The following is a 19571-nucleotide window of genomic DNA, read 5'->3' as shown; positions in this document are numbered from 1 at the left end:
GAAAGGCGGTGATCACGGCAGCGGCCGTGTTCGCCGCCCTCGGCCTTTCCGTGTCCGCCTGCGGTACGGGCGGCACCGGCGCCCGCGACGAGGGCCCCGCCCTCTCCGACTCGGCTGCCGGGAGCGCCCGGGACGCGGACCCCTCCGTATCGGCAGCGGCGTCGGCCTCTGCCTCGCCGACGCCCGACCGGGTGGACGCGGTACGTCTGGTCAGGGCCGACCCCGGGGTCAGCACGGCGGTCAAGCGCGACCTGAAACCGTGCGTCGGCGACGAGTACCCGGTCGACGTGTCGTACGGCAACCTCACCGGCGGTACCGCGGCCGACGTCGTGATCAACGTGATGACCTGCGGGGACGCGGTCGGCGTCGGCTCGTACGTGTACCGCGAGGAGGGCGACGAGTACAAGAACGTCTTCCGCGCCGAGGAGCCGCCCGTGTACGCGGAGATCGACCGGGGCGATCTGGTGATCACACAACAGGTGTACGAGAAGGACGACTCGGTGACGTATCCGTCCGGCGAGGAAGTGATCACGTACCACTGGCGGGCGACCCGCTTCACCGAGCAGGCCAGGACGCACAACGACTACAGCAAGGTGGTGGGCGGCGAGTCGGCGGCCCCCACCGATCAGTAGCGCCGTCGCAGACCCGTGGCGCCGTCGAGATCAGCAGTGCCGTAGCCCGCAATCGACCGACCGCCCGATGGACCGATGGACCGACCGAGAAACTGAGAGCACCCGGATGGCAGAGCACACCCATGTCCTGTTCGTCGAGGACGACGACGTCATCCGCGAGGCCACCCAGCTCGCGCTGGAACGCGACGGCTTCGTGGTCACCGCCATGCCCGACGGGCTGTCGGGACTGGAGGCGTTCCGCGCGGACCGGCCCGACATCGCGCTCCTCGACGTGATGGTGCCCGGCCTCGACGGGGTGTCGCTGTGCCGCCGGATCCGCGACGAGTCGACCGTCCCCGTGATCATGCTGTCGGCCCGCGCCGACTCCATCGACGTCGTACTGGGCCTGGAGGCGGGCGCCGACGACTACGTGACCAAGCCCTTCGACGGGGCCGTGCTGGTCGCGCGCATCCGGGCCGTGCTGCGGCGCTTCGGACACGCGAGCGGACCGCGTTCGGGCGCCGACGGGACCGACGGCGCGTCGCACGAGCCCGCCGGCGGCGTGCTGACCTTCGGCTCCGGTTCCGGTGCCGGCGAGCTGGAGATCGACACGGAGGGCATGGAGGTGCGCAGGGGCGGCGCCCCGGTGTCCCTGACGCCCACCGAGATGCGGCTGCTCCTGGAGTTCTCGTCCTCGCCCGGTACGGTCCTGTCGCGCGACAAGCTTCTTGAGCGGGTGTGGGACTACGGCTGGGGCGGTGACACCCGGGTCGTCGACGTCCATGTGCAGCGGCTGCGTACGAAGATCGGCCAGGACCGGATCGAGACGGTCCGCGGCTTCGGCTACAAGTTGAAGGCCTGAGCGGAGCGGTCGATGCGGGCGATGCGGGGGACGAACGGCAACCCGGCGGACGGGCGGCAAGGTGAGTTCGGCGACGACGGACGCGGACGTGGGAACGGGCACGGACACGGTGGGCGGGACGGGGCCGGGGACGGTGAAGGACACGGGCAGACGGTTCGGTTCGGTGCGGGCGGGCGGCGCGAGAGACTCGGGCGCCTGATGCCGCGTACGGGGATCAGATGGAAGCTGAGCGCCGCCATCGCGGCGGTCGGGGCGCTGGTGGCCGTCGCGCTGAGCCTGGTCGTGCACAACGCCGCCCGCGTCTCGATGCTCGACAACGCGCGCGACCTCGCCGACGAACGCGTCCAGATCGCGCAGCGCAACTACGAGGCGTCCGGGCGGCCGAACTTCCCCGGCGTCAAGATCGACGACCCGGCCCTGCCGAAGGACCTGCTGGCGAAGGCGACGGCCGGGCGCCGGGCGACGTATGTGACGGAGCACTCCGACGGCGTGCCCGACATCTGGGCGGCGGTACCGCTCAAGGACGGCCGCATCCTGTCGCTGCACACGAACTTCACCGACCGCAGCACGACCGTCCTGAAGGATCTCGACGAGGCGCTGCTCATCGGTTCGATCGCGGTGGTCTTCGGCGGCTGCGCGCTCGGCGTACTCATCGGCGGCCAGCTCTCGCGGCGGCTGCGCAAGGCGGCCACGGCGGCCCGGCGGGTCGCGCAGGGCGAACCGGACGTACGCGTACGGGACTCCATCGGCGGGGTCGTGCGCGACGAGACGGACGACCTCGCGCGGGCCGTGGACGCGATGGCGGACGCGCTGCAGCAGCGCATCGAGGCCGAGCGGCGGGTGACCGCGGACATCGCGCACGAGCTGCGCACCCCGGTGACCGGGCTGCTCACCGCGGCCGAGCTGCTGCCGCCGGGGCGCCCCACGGAGCTCGTACGGGACCGGGCGCAGGCCATGCGGCAGCTGGTCGAGGACGTGCTGGAGGTGGCCCGGCTGGACAGCGCGTCCGAGCGGGCCGAGTTGCAGGACATCCTGCTGGGCGAGTTCGTGACGCGGCGGGTGATCGCGCGGGACCCGGGGATCGTGGTCCGGGTGGTCCACGAGTCGGCGGTCACGACCGACCCGCGCCGTCTCGAACGGGTCCTCATCAACCTGCTGGTCAACGCCGCCAAGCACGGCAAGCCACCCATCGAGGTGACCGTCGAGGGGCGGGTCATCCGGGTCCGCGACCACGGGCCCGGCTTCCCCGACGCGCTCCTCGCCGACGGGCCGAGCCGCTTCCGTACCGGCAGCAGTGACCGGGCTGGGCACGGGCACGGTCTGGGGCTGACCATCGCGGCGGGGCAGGCGCGGGTGCTGGGGGCGCGGCTCACGTTCCGCAATGTGCGGGCGGTGGGGGCGGCGGAGGGGGTTCCTTCGGAGGGGGCGGTGGCGGTGCTGTGGCTTCCGGAGCACGCTCCGACGAACACGGGCAGTTACCCGATGCTGCCGGAGTGACCTGTCCCCGGGCTGTCGCCCCGGCCCCCCTTTGTCCTCAATCGCCGGACGGGCTGGGGGGTGTGGGGGCGGATCACGGGTGCGGGCCGGTGGGGGTGGGCCGCGCAGTTCCCCGCGCCCCCGAAAATGGGGCTGCGCCCCTATTTTCAGACCGCTGGCGTGCGCGCAGCCGGTGACATCCGAGCATCCGTCCCTTCCGGCTCCAGGCTCCCGGCCCCGGCTATGTGCCCCTCGGCGCCCGACCCCCAGCCCCTCCGGCGTTTGAGGAGCGGGGGTTCGGGGGCGGAGCCCCCGAGTACGTGACGGGAATGGGTAGGGGCGGCGGGGGCGGAAAAGGCCCCGGCCCCAGACGCACGTCGTCCGGAACCGGGGCCCCTGGGCCAATGAGCCGCGCAGGCTGAGGCGCAGCCTCAGACAGCCTCCGCCGGCTTCTCCCCGGCAGCGTCTCCGGAGCCGCCAGAGGCCGAGCCCGCCCCCCGAAGCGGAACCTCCTTCACGAACACCGCCCCCACCAGCGCGACCACCGCGACAACCGCCCCCAGCAGGAACGCGGAATGAGTCCCGGACGCGACAGCGTGCTGATACGCCTCCCGCGCGGCCACCGGCAGCTTCGCCAGACTCGCCGCGTCCAGCTGCGCGGACTGCTCGGTCACCTTGGACCCCAGCGCCCCGGCCCGCTCGGACATCACGTCCTGGACGCGGTTGTTGAACAGCGCCCCCATGATGGCGACGCCGAAGGACGAGCCGAGCGTACGGAACAGCGTGGTGCTGGACGACGCGACGCCCATGTCCTTCATCTCGACGCTGTTCTGCGACACGAGCATGGTGATCTGCATCAGACAGCCCATGCCCGCGCCGACGACGGCCATGTACACCCCGGACGTCAGCCGCGACGTGTCCGTGTCCATGAGCGACAGCAGGTACAGACCGATCACCATCAGCGCACTGCCCACGATCGGGAAGGCCTTGTACCGCCCGGTGCTGGTGGTGACCCGCCCGGCGACCATGGAGGTCACCAGCATCGCGCCGAGCATCGGCAGGAGCAGCAGCCCGGAGTTGGTCGCGGACGCGCCCTGCACCGACTGCTGGTACAGCGGCAGGAACAGTACGGCGCCGAACATCACGAACCCGGCGACGAAGCCCACCACGGACATCAGCGTGAAGTTGCGGCTGCGGAAGATGTGCAGCGGCATGACCGGCGCGGCGGCCTTGGTCTGCACGAACAGGAAGCCGATGAGCGCGGCGACCCCGATGCCGATCAGTTCCATGATCCGGGCGGAGCCCCAGGCGTACTCGGTCCCGCCCCAGGTGGTGACCAGCACGATCGCGGTGATACCCACGGTGAGCAGCGCGGCACCCAGATAGTCGATCCGCGCGTCCACCCGCTTCTTGGGCAGATGCAGTACGGCGCTGATGGCGATCAGGGCTACGACACCGAGCGGCAGGTTGATGTAGAAGGACCAGCGCCAGCCCCAGTGGTCGGTGATGGTGCCGCCGACCAGCGGTCCGCCGATCATGGCGAGGGCCATCACGCCGGCCATCATGCCCTGGTACTTGCCCCGCTCACGCGGCGGGATCAGATCCCCGATGATCGCCATGACGCCGACCATCAGACCGCCCGCGCCGAGTCCCTGGATCGCCCGGAACCCGATGAGCTGGCCCATGTCCTGGGCCATTCCGCTGAGCGCCGATCCGATCAGGAAGAGCACGATCGACGTCATGAAGACGCCCTTGCGCCCGTACATGTCACCGAGCTTGCCCCAGATCGGGGTGGAGGCGGCGGTCGCGAGCGTGTAGGCGGTGACGACCCACGACAGGTGCTCCAGGCCGCCCAGCTCGCCCACGATGGTCGGCATCGCGGTGCCGATGATCATGTTGTCGAGCATGGCGAGGAGCATCGCGATCATCAGCGCGAGCAGGACGACCCGTACGCTCCTGGGCTGCTTGCCCGCGTCCGCACCACCCACGGCGTCAGCAGCACCCACGGCGTCCACGGCCACGGTGTCCGACGCCGCCGCCGTCGCAGCCGCCGTCACAGTCGCCGATGCCGCCTGAGCCGTCACCGCGGGCTTCCCCGGCACGCTCCCCGACTCCGCCGACTCCGCCGCCTTCGTCCCCTTGGCCGACCTCATCGGCTTGATCGGCCTGCGCGACCTCGGCGGCCTCTCCGACGCGTCCGCGTCAGCGCCGGCATCCGCGCCCGCGTCCGGAGCCGGTTCCGGCATCGCGTCCGCCGGCTCCGCCTCATTCGCTGCTCCGGCCGCTCCGGCCGTCCTGGTGTCCGCCACTCTGCCCACTCCCCTGGGTACCGCCATTGCCACTTACTTGCCGACCGGCAAGTTGACTACACTGGGGAAAGTAGACCCGTAACTAGCCGGGCGTCAAGTAAGTTTTTTCTTTACCGACGCTGCGGCGTGCGACCAGGACGAGGGGCGGCCACGATGGGCGGCAACAGGCAGCGGCGGCGCGGAGACACCCGCCAGCGCATCCAGGACGTGGCCGTCGAACTGTTCGCCGAGCAGGGCTACGAGAAGACGTCCCTGCGCGAGATCGCCGAACGGCTGGACGTAACCAAAGCGGCGCTCTACTACCACTTCAAGACCAAGGAAGACATCCTCATCAGCCTCTTCGAGGATCTGACGAGGCCGATGGACGAGCTGATCGAGTGGGGCAAGGGCCAGCCGCGCTCCCTGGACACCAAGCAGGAGCTGCTGCGCCGGTACAGCCAGGCCCTCACCGACGCGGCGCCCCTCTTCCGCTTCATGCAGGAGAACCAGGCGACGGTCCGCGAGCTGAGCATCGGCGAGTCCTTCAAGGACCGCATGGTCAAGATGCTGGACATCATCAGGGAGCCCGAGGCCCCGCTGACGGACCAGGTCCGCTGTGTGAGCGCCCTGTTCACCATGCACGCTGGGATGTTCGCCCTCAAGGACATCGAAGGCGACCCCGAGGACAAGCGCAAAGCCGTCCTGGAGGTCGCCGTCGAACTGGTCACCCGGGCACACTCGGGCCCGCACGAGTCCTGAAGCCCGTCAGACACGACTCCTGAACTCGATCAGGGACGAGCCCCGGAGCCCGCCGGAGGCTGAGCCCTGAGGTCCATCAGGGCCGAGCCCTGAAATCCGTCAGAGGCTGAGCCCCTTGGACCGCAGGAACGCGACCGGGTCGACCGCGCTGCCGTAGTTGGCGGACGTACGGATCTCGAAGTGCAGGTGCGGCCCGCTGGAGTTGCCGGTGTTGCCGGACAGCGCGATCCGCTGGCCGGTCTTGACGACCTGGCCGGGCTTCACGTCGACGCGGGACAGGTGCGCGTACTGCGAGTACGTGCCGTTGCTGTGCTTGATCACGACGGCGTTGCCGTACGCGGGCCCGTCGCCGGCGCCGTTGCCGCCGGTCTTCACGACGGTGCCGCCGTGGGCGGCGACGACCTGGGTGCCGGAGGAGACGGCGAAGTCCTGGCCGGAGTGGGTGGACGACCACAGGTTGCCGGCCTGGGCGAAGCTCGCGGAGAGCTTGTACTTCTTGACGGGGTCGACCCAGGAGGAGGCCGTCTTCGCGGCGACGGGCTTGGCCGCGGCCTTCTTGGCCTTCGCCTTCTCTGCGGCGGCCTTGCTCTTCGACTGGGCGGCCTTCGCCTGGGCGGCGGCCTGCTTCTGCACGGAGACGGCGGCCTCGCTCGACAGGGAGACCGCGCTCGGCTTGGCGTCCGCGGCGACCGCGACCCCGGCTCCGACGGCGGCCGAGACTCCCAGGCCGAGGGCCAGGACGGCCGCCCGGGCACGGAGCTGGGACGTGCCGGGTATGCGGGACGTGGTGCGCTGCGACATGGGGACTACCTCCGGGGGACGGGCAACGAACGACCCGGCACGCTGTCGGTGCGCCGGGCGGGGGTCATCCCTTGGTAACCCGTACTCCCGCCGTCCCCCAAAACCCCCTTCTACGATCTCAAGTCGTACTTGACCCTGAAACTTCCGACTCCTTGACAGAACCACCGTCGAATACGAGAACCTCCCGCTTTTATGCCAGAAGTCTGGTTTACGCCCACTTCAGAACGGCCCCCCGCAGCCCGGACCCCACCTCGCCGACCGGCCCGCCCACCCCGAAGGACCTCCGACCCACCCCTAGGGTCAAAGGTCCTTTTTGTCCACCTCGCGTCCGCCACTACCGCCCCTAGTAGGGCGCGAAACGCCTGTGCGTCATGTCACCGGGCGGCAAGATCCAGGAGGTCGGCGATGTGACGGCGACTACAGCCCTCCCCCGTCGGACCGCCTACCCGAGCAGCGGCAACACCCCGAAGACGTGGTCCCGCCACAGCTGCCGGGACACCTCCTCCGGGTACGCCGTCACGGTCGGCCGGGTGTCGAAGAGCCGTACCGGCCGCCGATCGGTGTCGTACGCCGGCCACCCCGGCCCCCGCCCCGCCGCGAAGCCCGTCCACGCGGCCCGGAACAGCGCCGACAGCTCCTCCGCCTCGGCGGGCGGCGCCTCGCCGAACAGCACCGTGGGCAGCCCACCGCGCAGGTTCCCGAAGACCAGCGGCACATCGAGCCCGTGGCAGGCCCCGAGCAGCCCGCCCATGCCCGGCGTCTCCCAGACCAGCTCGTAGACATGGGCGCGGCCGCCGCCCGCGACCTGGGCCTCGGCCAGATGCAGTGACGGCATCCGGAACAGCCAGTCGGAGCGGACCAGCTCGTACAGACCCGCCGCGTCGAGCCCGGGGACGGCCTTCCGGTACGCCTCCTCGCCTCCAACCCCACCAGCGCCACCGGCGCCACGCGCGTTACCCGCGTCGCCCCCGCCACCCGCGCCGGGCGAGAACGTCCGCAGCGTCGCCGTCGCCCGCTCCTCCGTCAGCTCCTCGCCGAGCGTTCCGTCGAGTGCCATGAAGAGCCGGTACTCGTCCCGCGTATGGCCCGCCAACAGCTCGATGTCTCGTGCGGCTCCGGCCGTGAGCGCCTCCCAGGGCGCGCGGGGCAGCACGTCCCCGTCCACCACGGGCGCCAGCGGGATCGCCGTGTGCGCCAGTACCCCCCACCGGTGCGCATACCGCTCCATCCGCGCCCCGACGGCGTCCGCCGCCGCGGACAGCAGCCCCGGCTCGACCCCTCCCAGGTCGTCCACGGTCGGCCGCAGCCCCAGCTCCGCCGCGAACTCCCCGGCGATGTCCGCGGCGAGCGGCGCCGACAGGAACGGGCCGGGCACGCTCTGCGTGATCGCCCGCCGGAAGAGCCCGGCCGCGCGCGGCATCGAGAGCAGCGCGGCGAGACACCCCGCGCCCGCCGACTCGCCGAAGACCGTGACGCGGTCCGGGTCGCCGCCGAAGGCACGGATGTTGTCCCGCACCCAGGCGAGCGCGGCGACCTGGTCGAGCAGTCCACGGTTGGCGGGCGCGCCCTCGATCTGTGCGAACCCCTCGACACCGAGCCGGTAGTTGAGCGTCACCAGGACGACGCCCTCCTCCGCGAGCCGCCCGCCGTCGTACTCGGGCTGGCCCGACATCCCGATGACGTACGCGCCACCGAACAGCCACACCATCACCGGAAGCCCGGCACCGGGGGCGGGGTCGGGCGTCCAGACGTTGAGGGTCAGCCAGTCGCCGTCGTCGGCGTCCGGGGGCGCGAGCGCGTCCATGCCGAACACCGCGGACTGCGGCGGCGGTGTCCCGAACGCGGTCGCCTCCCGTACGCCGTCCCAGCTGCGCGCGGGCCGCGGCGCCCCGAACCGCAGCGCGCCGACGGGGGGTTCGGCGAACGGGACACCCCGGAACACGGCCGTACCCGCCCTCCCGGCCTCGCCCCTCAACACCCCTGCCTGCGTGCGGACTTCGGGTCGGTCGACATCCATGGCGGCTCCCTCCTGAGACCTGGGACAGTTCGGGACGGCCCGAATCCTCCCGCCGCACCGGGTCGTACGGCCACCGCATTTGTGGCGCCAAGATCCACGGACACGGCCGCGCCCGGCGGTTACGCTGGCAGCCGCCCACCACCCACCATGCCCTCGGGGGAGCGTCATGGAACCGGCAACCGTAGGCGTGCGGCTGGCATCCGGCGTGGCCACACCGCTCATCAGGAAACTCTTCGTGACGGAGGGTCCGGGTGCGGGCCTGGTCGACAAGCCCGTACGCATCTCGTCCCGCGTCTCCTTCAGGGGCGAGCAGCGCACGCTGAGCGAGAGGGACGTGACCAGGCTCGCCGCCGAACTGGTCGGGCGGGCGCTCAAGGACGCTGCCGAACGGCCCGTCGTCGCCGACGAGGAACAGCCCCTCGTCCACGCACTCGCCGACACCCTGTACGCCCTCGGCGACCTCACCATGACGGACGTACAGGCCGTGGAGCTGGGTCACGCGGGTCTCGCCCTGCGGCTGCGGAGCGCCGCCGGGAACCCCGACCGGGACCTCGGTCTCGACGCGACGCTGTTCTACGAGCGGCTGCTCGACACCGCCTGTCTGCACATCCTGCACTTCTTCACCCAGCGCTCGACGTTCGTGGCGAGGACACTCGTCGAGCAGACCCGCAGGCAGGCCGAACTGATCGCGAAGGTCGACGAGTTGATCGCGAGGACCCCGCTGCCCGGCGGGGGCGACGCCGCGTTCGAGCGGCGCTTCCTCGCGTACACGGCGACGAAGCACAGCCAGCTCACCATCTACGGGCTCGACCTCGTGAACTCGCCCGACCGCTGGCCCCTGGACGCCGCCTACCTCACCCTCCAGGCCCTGTGCCCCACCACCGGCGACGAGGACGACGGGGTCATCGGCGCCCCCGGTCCTCCGCTGTGCGCCGAGGAGGTACTGGCCGAGCAGGACCTGGTGCTGCTGCGGGGCGTGGCCGGCTCGGGCAAGACGACGCTGGTGCAGTGGCTCGCGGTGACGGCCGCGCGGGGCGAGCGCGACGACCGGGTCCCGTTCGTCCTGCCGCTGCGCACGCTCGTACGCCGTCCCGACGGGCTGCCCGCGCCCGCCGACTTCCTCGCCGCGGTCCGCGTGCCCTTCCATGGCGCGGCGCCGGACGGCTGGCCCGACCGGGTGCTGGCGGCGGGCCGCGGGCTGCTGCTCGTCGACGGCATCGACGAGATACCCGAACCCGACCGCGAGCGCACCCGCCGCTGGCTGCGCGACCTGCTCGACGCCTATCCGGGCAACCAGTGGCTGGTCACCTCACGCCCCTCGGCCGTACGCGAGAACTGGCTCGCCGCGGACGGCTTCACGGAACTCGCGCTCTCCCCGATGAGCCGCGACGACGTCACGGCGTTCGTCGAGCGCTGGCACACCGCGGCCCGCGCCGACACCCCGGACACCGAACGCGACTCCGAGCGCCTCGCCACGTACGAGACCTCGCTCCTCGACGCCGTCCGCACCAAACCCGACCTCGGCCGCCTCGCCACCAACCCCCTGATGTGCGCCCTGATCTGCGCGCTGCACCGGGACCGGCGCGGCTATCTGCCGCACGGACGGCAGGAGTTGTACGACGCCGCCCTCTTGATGCTTCTCGCGCGCCGCGACCAGGAGCGGGACATGCTCCCGCACGACACCGTCCGGCTCACCGAGCTGCCCCAGATCCAGCTCCTCCAGCGGCTGGCCTACTGGCTGATCCGCAACGGGCGGCTGGAGATGGACCGCGAGCGGGCCGAGCGGCTCATCGCGGACGCCCTGCCCGCGCTGCCCGCCGTCGCGAGCCAGGGAGACGCCTCCACGATCTATGGCCATCTCCTCCTGCGCAGCGGACTGCTCCGCGAACCGTCCGTGGGCACCGTCGAGTTCGTCCACCGCACCTTCCAGGACTACCTCGGTGCGAAGGCCGCGGTGGAGGACGGCGACTTCGGGCTCCTCGTCCGCAACGCCACCGACTACCAGTGGTCGGACGTGATCCGGATGGCCGTCGCCCACGCCCGGCCCCGCGAACGCGCTGACTTCCTGCGCCAGTTACTGGCCGCCGCCGAACAGTCCGGGCCCGCCGGGGGCACCCGTGTCCGGCTGCTCGCCCTGGCCGGCCTGGAGCACGCCACGGAACTCGACCCGACGGTCCGGGCCGCCGTGGAGGAGCAGGCGGCCACCCTCATCCCGCCCCGTACGGCGGAGGAGGCGCGCGAGCTGGCCGCGGTGGGCCCGCTCGTACTGGAACTCCTGCCCGGGCCGGAGGGCCTGTCCGAGGAGGAGGCCAGGGCGGTCGTCGTCACCGCGTCCCTCATCGGCACCGACGCGGCCGTCCCGGTCCTGGCCCGCTTCCGCACCCACCCCTCCCTGTCGGTCCGCGCCCAGCTGACGTGGACCTGGCACCGCTTCGACGCCGAGCGGTACGCCGCCGATGTCATCGCCCACCTACCGGAGGAGGACCTGTACTTCACCGCGCACTCGACGCGGCATCTGAGGGTCCTGCGTTCCTTCGGCGGACGCCCCCACCTCCAGCTCGTCGGGGATATCGAGGCGACGGAGCTGACGGCCTGCCTGGGAGCCGACACGACGCGGCTGCTCGTCATCCGGGACAACGACCGGCTGCGCGACCTGACCGCCCTCGCGCCTCTGCACCGGCTCCAGCAGCTGGCCATCAGCCGCAGCGTCCACGTCGACGACCTCGCCCCGCTGGCCGGACTGCCGCTGAAGCAACTGTCGCTGGACTACATGCCGGGGCTGGAAAAGCCGGAAGCACTGGCCCCGCTTTCGGACTCGGCCACCCTGCGCGAACTCGACACCGGCGTACCGCTCCAGGGCGAATCCCTCGATGTCGCACTCCCGCGGCTTCCGCTGACATCACTGCGATTCACCAAGAACGCCCTCCGGTTCACCGGACTGCGCGGCTTGCGGCGTATGCGCTCGTTGAAAACGCTGACTCTCGGGACCCTCCTCGAACCGCTCACTCCCGAGGACTACGAAGAGGTCGCACAGCTCCCCGGACTTGAGGAATTGAGCATCAAGTGGACCGCCCTTCGATGGAGTGAAGGCCCCGTTCTGCCGGGCATCAAGCGGCTCTACCTGAGGAAATTCACCGGATTCGAAGACCTTTCGGCAGTTCCGGCTCTGTTTCCCGGGCTGTGCTCCGTCGAATTCATCCTCGCCCCGGAAGCAGGGGAGGTGCCCGAACACACTCGCCGGCTCTTCCCGGGCATCCACACCGTCACAAGGACGTACACCGTCCTGTAGAGGTCTGGCCCAACCCCACCTGGGCGCCCTACAGTTACCGCCCAGTAATCTCCTCGCCCCCCACCGGCCCCACGCGCCCACGAGCATGCACCACGAGCCCTGCCCCGCAGCGCTCCCGTGCGATTCCACGCGCCCCACGCGCCCCACGCGCCCCACGCGAGAGGAACCCCCACCCATGACCCGAAGCAGCCTGCAGCGCCTGATCGGCGTGGCCGTCGCCGCCACGGCCGCCACCGCGGCCCTGATGAGCCCGGCCGGCGCCGCGACCCCGACCGCGGCCCCCACCACCGTTGCGTCCGCGGCCGCCGCCGACGTCGACCACGCCACCTGGCAGCAGGACTGCCGGGCCGTCATGGCCGAGGCGCTGCCCTACCTCAAGGACCGCATCGCCGACGCGGCCCCGGGCGAGAAGCAGGCCATCGTCTTCGACATCGACAACACCACGCTGGAGACCGACTTCGGCTTCAGCTATCCCTCGCCGGCCAACGCGCCCGTCCTCGACGTGGCGAAGTACGCGCAGGACCACGGCGTCGCCCTGTTCTTCGTCACGGCCCGCCCGGACATCATCAAGTCGGTGACGGACTACAACCTCAAGCACGTCGGCTACAAGGTCTCCGGTCTGTACGTACGCAGCTTCGTCGACCTCTTCAAGGACGTGGCCGCCTACAAGACCGCGCAGCGCAAGGCCGTCGAGGCGAAGGGCTACACGATCATCGCGAACATCGGCAACAGCGCCACCGACCTGTCGGGCGGGCACGCCGAGAAGACGTACAAGCTGCCGGACTACGACGGTCAGCTCTCCTGACGGGCCGGCCACCCTGCCCGCGTCACCCCGGCATGCCGATGGGGCCGGTGCTCGAAAGCACCGGCCCCATCAGTTGTTCTCAGACGGACCCGGAGGTCACGCCTCCTTGCTCAGGTTGGGACCGGCCCCACCGGCGGCCTGCTCGATCGGCGGGACGTCCGGCAGCGCGGTCTTCTCCTCGCCGCGGAAGGTGAAGGTCTGGTTCTCACCCTCGCCCTCGGTGTCCACGACCACGATGTGGCCGGGGCGCAGCTCGCCGAAGAGGATCTTCTCCGACAGGGTGTCCTCGACCTCGCGCTGGATCGTGCGACGCAGCGGACGCGCGCCCAGCACCGGGTCGTAACCCTTCTTGGACAGCAGCTCCTTGGCGGACTGGGAGAGCTCGATGCCCATGTCCCGGTCCTTCAGGCGCTCGTCGACCTTGCCGATCATCAGGTCGACGATCGTGAGGATGTCGTCCTGGGTGAGCTGCGGGAAGACGACCACGTCGTCGACGCGGTTGAGGAACTCGGGCCGGAAGTGCTGCTTGAGCTCGTCCGAGACCTTGTTCTTCATGCGCTCGTAGTTGGTCTTCTTGTCACCCGAGGCCGCGAAGCCCAGGTTGAAGCCCTTGGAGATGTCCCGGGTGCCGAGGTTGGTCGTCATGATGATGACCGTGTTCTTGAAGTCCACGACCCGGCCCTGGGAGTCGGTCAGACGACCGTCCTCCAGGATCTGCAACAGGGAGTTGAAGATGTCCGGGTGCGCCTTCTCGACCTCGTCGAAGAGGACGACGGAGAACGGCTTGCGGCGGACCTTCTCGGTCAGCTGCCCGCCCTCCTCGTAGCCCACGTAACCGGGGGGCGAACCGAAGAGCCGCGAGACCGTGTGCTTCTCGCTGAACTCCGACATGTCGAGGGAGATCAGCGCGTCCTCGTCACCGAAGAGGAACTCCGCGAGCGCCTTGGACAGCTCGGTCTTACCGACACCGGACGGGCCGGCGAAGATGAACGAACCACCGGGGCGCTTGGGGTCCTTCAGACCGGCGCGCGTACGACGGATCGCCTTCGACAGCGCCTTGACGGCGTCGACCTGGCCGATGACCCGCTTGTGGAGCTCGTCCTCCATGCGCAGCAGACGCGAGGACTCCTCCTCGGTCAGCTTGAAGACCGGGATGCCGGTGGCGGTCGCGAGGACCTCGGCGATCAGCTCGCCGTCGACCTCCGCGACGACGTCCATGTCGCCGGCCTTCCACTCCTTCTCGCGCTTGGCCTTGGCGGCCAGGAGCTGCTTCTCCTTGTCGCGCAGCGAGGCGGCCTTCTCGAAGTCCTGCGAGTCGATCGCGGACTCCTTGTCGCGGCGGACGCCGGCGATCTTCTCGTCGAACTCACGGAGGTCCGGCGGCGCGGTCATCCGGCGGATGCGCATCCGGGAACCGGCCTCGTCGATCAGGTCGATCGCCTTGTCCGGCAGGAAGCGGTCCGAGATGTACCGGTCGGCGAGCGTCGCCGCCTGCACCAGGGCCTCGTCCGTGATGGACACGCGGTGGTGCGCCTCGTAGCGGTCCCGCAGGCCCTTGAGGATCTCGATGGTGTGCGGCAGCGACGGCTCCGCGACCTGGATGGGCTGGAAGCGGCGCTCAAGGGCCGCGTCCTTCTCCAGGTGCTTGCGGTACTCGTCGAGCGTCGTGGCACCGATGGTCTGCAGCTCACCACGGGCCAGCATCGGCTTCAGGATGCTCGCGGCGTCGATGGCGCCCTCGGCGGCACCCGCACCGACCAGCGTGTGCAGCTCGTCGATGAACAGGATGATGTCGCCGCGGGTGCGGATCTCCTTGAGGACCTTCTTCAGGCGCTCCTCGAAGTCACCGCGGTAGCGGGAGCCGGCGACCAGCGCGCCGAGGTCCAGGGTGTAGAGGTGCTTGTCCTTGAGGGTCTCGGGCACCTCGCCCTTGACGATGGCCTGGGCGAGGCCTTCGACGACGGCGGTCTTGCCGACGCCGGGCTCGCCGATGAGCACCGGGTTGTTCTTCGTACGGCGGGACAGCACCTGCATGACCCGCTCGATCTCCTTCTCGCGCCCGATGACCGGGTCGAGCTTGGATTCGCGAGCGGCCTGGGTGAGGTTCCGGCCGAACTGGTCGAGGACCAGGGACGTCGAGGGGGTGCCCTCGGCAGGACCGCCACTGGCGCCGGCGGTCTCCTTGCCCTGGTAACCGGAGAGCAGCTGGATGACCTGCTGCCGCACCCGGTTGAGATCGGCACCCAGCTTGACCAGGACCTGGGCGGCGACGCCCTCGCCCTCACGGATCAGGCCGAGCAGGATGTGCTCCGTGCCGATGTAGTTGTGACCCAGCTGAAGGGCCTCGCGGAGCGAGAGCTCCAGGACCTTCTTGGCACGAGGGGTGAAGGGAATGTGACCGGACGGAGCCTGCTGGCCCTGCCCGATGATCTCCTCCACCTGCTGACGGACCGCCTCAAGTGAAATCCCGAGGCTCTCCAGGGCCTTAGCGGCGACACCCTCACCCTCGTGGATCAGGCCCAGGAGGATGTGCTCGGTGCCGATGTAGTTGTGGTTGAGCATCCGGGCTTCTTCCTGAGCCAGGACGACAACCCGCCGCGCGCGGTCGGTGAACCTCTCGAACATCGTTAATCGCTCCTCAGAGCGGTCAGGCAGTAAGGGGACGCTCCCCTCCCTGTCCTTCCGCAGCTTAGTCCCGCAAGCGGGGACCGCTCATTCCAACTGCCGACACCGTCCTTGGCCTCCTGACCCCGAACGCCGACATCTGCTCCAACCCGATGGTGCGAGACGATGTTCCCGCAGGCCAGACAGATACCCCCACCATCAGTACGCCGATGGCGAACGCGAGATGCCCGATCCATGCGTGTCGCCCCTCCCACTAGGGATGTCTTACCCGTACGCACCGACACTCCATGCCGAGTGCGCCGGTTCCCTCCGCTACGGGCGAACACCCTTGCGTCGCCGACCGCCTCCGGGCGCCCACTTTCCGGGCACCCTTCGCACATGCCGGACCACCCAGCGTAACCCGGGCGCTCCCGTGGCGGTTGGCCTTGCATGGTCTCCACGGTCCCCTTTCCCCGTCGTCCGTCCGACGCGCCCCGTCGTGCGGCCGCCGCGGTCCGTCCGGACGAAACGGTCCGGCACTGGTACGAGAACGAACTGGGGTGGGCGACCGTGCCCGGTACCCCGGTCGACCTGCTGACGGGGCTGCGCTTCGACGTCCTGGAGGTGCCGGCGGAAGCGGGTTACGCGGCGCTGCGGCATCTGCGGCCGGGCTCTCCGGTGGCCGTGCGGGCGGACCGGATGCGGCTGTTCGTCGCCGCGGGGAGCGCGGAGGAACTGCCGGGACTCCTCGACTGGCTGGAGTGGGGCTCTCTCGCGCTGGACCTCGGGGCGACCGGCTCGGGCGGGCGCGTGGAGGCGCCACTGCCACCGGGTCCGGCCCGCGGCACGCACGGGGGCTCCGGCGAGGCTGGTGCTGGTGAGGTGACTCCCGGCGGGGCCGCCGGCTCGCAGGGGGCCGCCGTCTGGTTGCGGCCCCCTGAGCCCGGCTGCGAGGTGGAGTCGTCGCTGCCGACCCTGTCGGCACTTGGCGGGGGCGGTGGGGGCGCCCCCGATCTCGTACGACTCGTGGAGACGATGGCCTCGGAGTGCCATCGCGTCCGGCTGCGCCGTGGCTGTGCTCAGCCGTTGGCCTTCTCGTAGGCCTCGCGAATGGACGCCGGAACGCGGCCACGGTCATTGACCTCGTAACCGTTCTCCTTCGCCCAGGCACGGATCTGCGCGGTGTCCTGGCTGCCACCCGAAGCGGCGCGCGCCTTTCCACGGCCACCCGAGGCACGGCCTCCGGTACGACGGCCGCCCTTGACGTACGGCTCAAGAAGTCCACGGAGCTTGTCCGCATTGGCAGTCGTGAGATCGATCTCGTACGTCTTGCCGTCCAACGCGAACGTCACGGTCTCGTCCGCCTCGCCGCCGTCGAGGTCATCGACAAGAAGGACCTGAACCTTCTGTGCCACCGGATTTCCTTTCATCGATATCTTCAGGGCCGAGGATCCACGGCGGCTGCCGCAGTTTCGTGTCCCCTGTTATATGCACTACTGCAGTACGTCGGAAAGCAAACCGCTTTTGATGGAAAAACACAAACCCCTGGGAGAGACCGACGGGACCCCCGAAGACCGGAAACATGCGCGTTTCGGACATAGAGGCACCGGGCATGGGCCGACGGGCCGGGAGCGGAGGTATGTCCGGGGTATTACGCGGAGGCGATCACAGATGCAGAAGCATCCGGCTGTTGCCCAAGGTGTTCGGTTTCACTCGTTCGAGCCCGAGGAACTCGGCCACGCCCTCGTCATAGGAACGCAACAGCTCGGCGTAGACATCGGTGTCAACAGGCGTCTCACCGATCTCGACGAAGCCGTGCTTCGCGAAGAAGTCGACTTCGAAGGTCAGGCAGAATACGCGGCGAACACCGAGCCAGCGGGCGGTCTCCAGCAACTTCCCCAGCAACTGATGACCTACCCCCGCCCCCTTCATCACCGGGTTCACCGCGAGAGTGCGCACTTCCGCGAGGTCTTCCCACATGACGTGGAGAGCGCCGCAGCCCACGACCTCCGAACTCGGACCGGTACCGCGTTCCGCGACCCAGAACTCCTGGATGTCCTCGTAAAGCGTGACCGTCGCTTTGTCGAGCAGGATGCGCCCTCGGACGTACGAGTCAAGGAGGCCGCGAACCGCCGGGACATCGCTGGTCCTGGCCCGGCGGACAGTGAGGGCATTAGTGCTGACTTCGGGCTGCTCTGCTGGCATGAACCGGACGCTATCCCCCGGCCGTGCCCTCTGCGGCGGCGGGGTTCTCGCCGGCCGTGTTCTGCACAGGGGGTGTTTCCGGCCCTTGGACGATACGTACGGCATCGCGCAGTGCTTCGCGCTGTTCCGGGGACATCATGCCGAAGAAGGCGACGAGAGCGGCGGTCGGGTTGTCGCTCTGCGTCCAGGCGTCGTTCATGAGTGCGGCCGAGTAGGCGGCCCGGGTGGAGACCGCCTCATATCGATAGGCCCGGCCTTCCGCCTCACGACGCACCCAGCCCTTCTGATGGAGATTGTCCAAAACGGTCATCACCGTGGTGTAGGCGATGGACCGCTCCTGCTGAAGGTCTTCCAGGACTTCTCGTACGGTCACCGGGCGGTTCCACTTCCACACCCGCGTCATGACCGAGTCTTCGAGTTCTCCCAATGGGCGAGGCACAGCCAGAACAATAGGGGGAGATGTCACCGATCACGTGGTGGACGTGGCGTTGAGCGACAAACAGCAACAAAAAGGGCGTACGACTCGAAAAGCTTATGAGTCGTACGCCGTTCCGTGAGCGGGCGTGCGCGGTCCCGCCCGGTGCGGGCCGGGAAGCCGAGCTCAGGCCTCGGTGTCGCGGGGGGTCTGGCGGGTGTGCTCGGCGCGGGCCAGGACCGCGTCGACGACCGCGTCCTCCTTGGCCTTGTTGGCACCGCCCTGGGTCTTCACGATCGTCACGATCAGACCGACGAAGAACACGGCCATCACTACCGGGGGCACGAGCGCGGAGACGTATTCCATGCCGTCCAGAGTAGCCAGGGTTGCGGGGCGGGCGGGGATCGGGGTCACGGACCCGCCTACACGGCGGCGAGCCGCCGGGCGGGGCCGTCGGGGCTCGGCTGCGGAGCCGACGGCTTGCGCTTCGGGGGGAAGACCTCGCCCGGGGTCGGAATGGGACGGTCCTTGGGCGGCGTCTCCGGGGCGGGCCGGGAGGCCGGCTCCCCGGCGGGCCGCTCGGCGGGCTTCCCGCCGGGAAGGGCCGTCAGGCGCGTACGGGAGCGCATACGAGGGCTGGTGCGCGAGGCGGGCACAGAGTGGCGGGCCAGACGCATGCGCACGTCCTGCTCCACCAGCGTCTCGCAGCGGTCGAGGAGGGCGGCCGCCACGGGGTTGCCGCGCAGGGCGCGCAGGGCGGCCATGTCGTCGGGGACCGGGCGGTGGCCGGCGCCGAGGGCCTCCTCCATGAGCGTCAGATAGCCGGCCGCCGTTCCCGGCAGGGCGGCGCGGTAGCGGGCGAGGTCGGCCAGCAGGAAGGTGCGCAGCCGGGCGCCCTCGCGGGTCACCTCGTCGACGCTCTCCGCCAGGCGGAGGCAGTCCTGGACGTCCTGGGCCGGGGCGGGGCCGGGGTGAAGGGCGAGAGCGAGCGCACGTCGGAGCACACGCAGCTCCTCCGTACCGAACGCCATGCCGCCGCGGGATCCGTGAGGCGTGGGCATGATCACGACGATACGCGCTAATCAGACAAACCCCGCAGACCCCCACGCCCCGGCGTGGCTCCACCCCACACCCCCGCAACGCCGCGCGGAACACCACAGCAACCGAGCGAACAGGCACGGGCCCACCGTGGCTGACCTGCGCAGTTCCCCGCGCCCCTAGGTGGGTGGACGGGTGCGGGTCCGCCGCAGCTGGCCGCGCAGTTCCCCGCGCCCCTACGGGGCGGGGTGGGTGCGGGTTCGTCGCGGTCGACCGCGTCCCCAGGCCGTGGCTGGGGTCAGGGTCGGCTCCCTAGGGGCGCGGGGAACGGCGCAATCAGCCCCAGCGGACCCGCAGGTGGCACACCGGCTCACCCCCACCCACCTAGGGGCGCGGGGAAC

The 19571-nt window shown here is 70.2% G+C and carries 16 protein-coding genes; 7 read left to right on the top strand and 9 right to left on the bottom strand.

All coding sequences use genetic code 11. The features are described 5' to 3' along the window. Positions 1-8 precede the first annotated feature (8 nt). The 3 genes from IE278_RS17460 (at position 9) to cseC (ending at position 2970) form a co-directional block, all read left to right on the top strand. On the top strand, positions 9-632 hold the full coding sequence (locus IE278_RS17460) for a hypothetical protein (RefSeq protein ID WP_246570362.1): 624 nt from the start codon (positions 9-11) through the stop codon (positions 630-632). Positions 633-738: 106 nt separating this feature from the next. After that, positions 739-1473, top strand: a complete 735-nt coding sequence (cseB, locus tag IE278_RS17455; protein ID WP_189773276.1) for a two-component system response regulator CseB — start codon at positions 739-741, stop codon at positions 1471-1473. 21 nt (positions 1474-1494) lie between these two features. Next, on the top strand, positions 1495-2970 hold the full coding sequence (gene cseC, locus IE278_RS17450) for a two-component system sensor histidine kinase CseC (protein WP_373312015.1): 1476 nt from the start codon (positions 1495-1497) through the stop codon (positions 2968-2970). A gap of 410 nt (positions 2971-3380) precedes the next feature. Here the strand turns inward: cseC and IE278_RS17445 are convergent, their stop codons facing one another. Beyond that, positions 3381-5102 (bottom strand): MDR family MFS transporter, encoded by a 1722-nt coding sequence (locus IE278_RS17445; RefSeq protein ID WP_444546112.1) that lies wholly within the window; start codon positions 5100-5102, stop codon positions 3381-3383. Positions 5103-5411: 309 nt separating this feature from the next. On the opposite strand from IE278_RS17445, the gene IE278_RS17440 reads away from it, so the two are divergent. Further along, a complete protein-coding gene (locus tag IE278_RS17440; protein ID WP_189773272.1) occupies positions 5412-5996 on the top strand; it encodes a TetR/AcrR family transcriptional regulator in 585 nt (194 codons plus the stop codon). 99 nt (positions 5997-6095) lie between these two features. Here the strand turns inward: IE278_RS17440 and IE278_RS17435 are convergent, their stop codons facing one another. Together IE278_RS17435 and IE278_RS17430 are read right to left on the bottom strand one after the other, a co-directional pair. Next, positions 6096-6797, bottom strand: coding sequence for a M23 family metallopeptidase (locus tag IE278_RS17435; RefSeq protein ID WP_189773270.1), 702 nt, complete (start codon positions 6795-6797; stop codon positions 6096-6098). Positions 6798-7239: 442 nt separating this feature from the next. Further along, a complete protein-coding gene (locus IE278_RS17430) occupies positions 7240-8814 on the bottom strand; it encodes a carboxylesterase/lipase family protein (RefSeq protein WP_189773268.1) in 1575 nt (524 codons plus the stop codon). Between the two features lie 166 nt (positions 8815-8980). Here IE278_RS17430 and IE278_RS17425 point away from each other — a divergent pair, with 166 nt between their 5' ends. Together IE278_RS17425 and IE278_RS17420 are read left to right on the top strand one after the other, a co-directional pair. Beyond that, positions 8981-12103: an NACHT domain-containing protein gene (locus IE278_RS17425; RefSeq protein ID WP_189773266.1), complete on the top strand. Its 3123-nt coding sequence runs from the start codon at positions 8981-8983 to the stop codon at positions 12101-12103. Between the two features lie 175 nt (positions 12104-12278). Further along, positions 12279-12908, top strand: coding sequence for an HAD family acid phosphatase (locus tag IE278_RS17420; protein WP_189773265.1), 630 nt, complete (start codon positions 12279-12281; stop codon positions 12906-12908). 96 nt (positions 12909-13004) lie between these two features. On the opposite strand, the gene IE278_RS17415 is transcribed toward IE278_RS17420, so the two are convergent. Further along, positions 13005-15533 (bottom strand): ATP-dependent Clp protease ATP-binding subunit, encoded by a 2529-nt coding sequence (locus tag IE278_RS17415; protein WP_189773264.1) that lies wholly within the window; start codon positions 15531-15533, stop codon positions 13005-13007. Positions 15534-15962: 429 nt separating this feature from the next. Here IE278_RS17415 and IE278_RS17410 point away from each other — a divergent pair, with 429 nt between their 5' ends. Further along, positions 15963-16613: an SCO3374 family protein gene (locus IE278_RS17410; RefSeq protein WP_189773263.1), complete on the top strand. Its 651-nt coding sequence runs from the start codon at positions 15963-15965 to the stop codon at positions 16611-16613. Here IE278_RS17410 and IE278_RS17405 read toward each other — a convergent pair. The 5 genes from IE278_RS17405 to IE278_RS17385 all read right to left on the bottom strand — a co-directional run bounded on the left by IE278_RS17405 (position 16592) and on the right by IE278_RS17385 (position 19163). Next, positions 16592-16927 carry a histone-like nucleoid-structuring protein Lsr2 gene (locus IE278_RS17405; protein WP_030573823.1) on the bottom strand — a complete coding sequence of 112 codons (336 nt, stop codon included), beginning with the start codon at positions 16925-16927 and terminating at the stop codon, positions 16592-16594. The two genes, IE278_RS17410 and IE278_RS17405, sit on opposite strands and share 22 nt — an antisense overlap. A gap of 250 nt (positions 16928-17177) precedes the next feature. After that, positions 17178-17717, bottom strand: coding sequence for an amino-acid N-acetyltransferase (locus IE278_RS17400; RefSeq protein ID WP_189773262.1), 540 nt, complete (start codon positions 17715-17717; stop codon positions 17178-17180). A 10-nt stretch (positions 17718-17727) separates the two neighbouring features. Further along, complete coding sequence (locus IE278_RS17395) at positions 17728-18156, bottom strand: BlaI/MecI/CopY family transcriptional regulator (RefSeq protein ID WP_246570360.1); 429 nt, start codon at positions 18154-18156, stop codon at positions 17728-17730. Between the two features lie 162 nt (positions 18157-18318). Beyond that, complete coding sequence (locus tag IE278_RS17390) at positions 18319-18498, bottom strand: hypothetical protein (RefSeq protein WP_189773261.1); 180 nt, start codon at positions 18496-18498, stop codon at positions 18319-18321. 56 nt (positions 18499-18554) lie between these two features. Further along, positions 18555-19163 (bottom strand): hypothetical protein, encoded by a 609-nt coding sequence (locus IE278_RS17385; protein WP_189773355.1) that lies wholly within the window; start codon positions 19161-19163, stop codon positions 18555-18557. Positions 19164-19571: the final 408 nt, after the last annotated feature.

The sequence above is a fragment of the Streptomyces tauricus genome (assembly GCF_014650955.1).
Classification (GTDB): Bacteria; Actinomycetota; Actinomycetes; order Streptomycetales; family Streptomycetaceae; genus Streptomyces; species Streptomyces tauricus.
The sequence above is the reverse complement of the archived record's forward strand: the minus strand, read 5'-3'. Positions and strand labels throughout refer to the sequence as shown.

What these genes read in the sequence shown, in the direction of transcription:
- cseB (WP_189773276.1), top strand. Translation starts at nt 739, where the DNA reads ATGGCAGAGCACACCCATGTCCTGTTCGTCGAGGACGACGACGTCATC.
- cseC (WP_373312015.1), top strand. Translation starts at nt 1,495, where the DNA reads ATGCGGGGGACGAACGGCAACCCGGCGGACGGGCGGCAAGGTGAGTTC.
- IE278_RS17445 (WP_444546112.1), bottom strand. Translation starts at nt 5,102, where the DNA reads ATGAGGTCGGCCAAGGGGACGAAGGCGGCGGAGTCGGCGGAGTCGGGG.
- IE278_RS17440 (WP_189773272.1), top strand. Translation starts at nt 5,412, where the DNA reads ATGGGCGGCAACAGGCAGCGGCGGCGCGGAGACACCCGCCAGCGCATC.
- IE278_RS17435 (WP_189773270.1), bottom strand. Translation starts at nt 6,797, where the DNA reads ATGTCGCAGCGCACCACGTCCCGCATACCCGGCACGTCCCAGCTCCGT.
- IE278_RS17430 (WP_189773268.1), bottom strand. Translation starts at nt 8,814, where the DNA reads ATGGATGTCGACCGACCCGAAGTCCGCACGCAGGCAGGGGTGTTGAGG.
- IE278_RS17425 (WP_189773266.1), top strand. Translation starts at nt 8,981, where the DNA reads ATGGAACCGGCAACCGTAGGCGTGCGGCTGGCATCCGGCGTGGCCACA.
- IE278_RS17420 (WP_189773265.1), top strand. Translation starts at nt 12,279, where the DNA reads ATGACCCGAAGCAGCCTGCAGCGCCTGATCGGCGTGGCCGTCGCCGCC.
- IE278_RS17415 (WP_189773264.1), bottom strand. Translation starts at nt 15,533, where the DNA reads ATGTTCGAGAGGTTCACCGACCGCGCGCGGCGGGTTGTCGTCCTGGCT.
- IE278_RS17410 (WP_189773263.1), top strand. Translation starts at nt 15,963, where the DNA reads ATGGTCTCCACGGTCCCCTTTCCCCGTCGTCCGTCCGACGCGCCCCGT.
- IE278_RS17400 (WP_189773262.1), bottom strand. Translation starts at nt 17,717, where the DNA reads ATGCCAGCAGAGCAGCCCGAAGTCAGCACTAATGCCCTCACTGTCCGC.
- IE278_RS17390 (WP_189773261.1), bottom strand. Translation starts at nt 18,498, where the DNA reads ATGGAATACGTCTCCGCGCTCGTGCCCCCGGTAGTGATGGCCGTGTTC.
- IE278_RS17385 (WP_189773355.1), bottom strand. Translation starts at nt 19,163, where the DNA reads ATGGCGTTCGGTACGGAGGAGCTGCGTGTGCTCCGACGTGCGCTCGCT.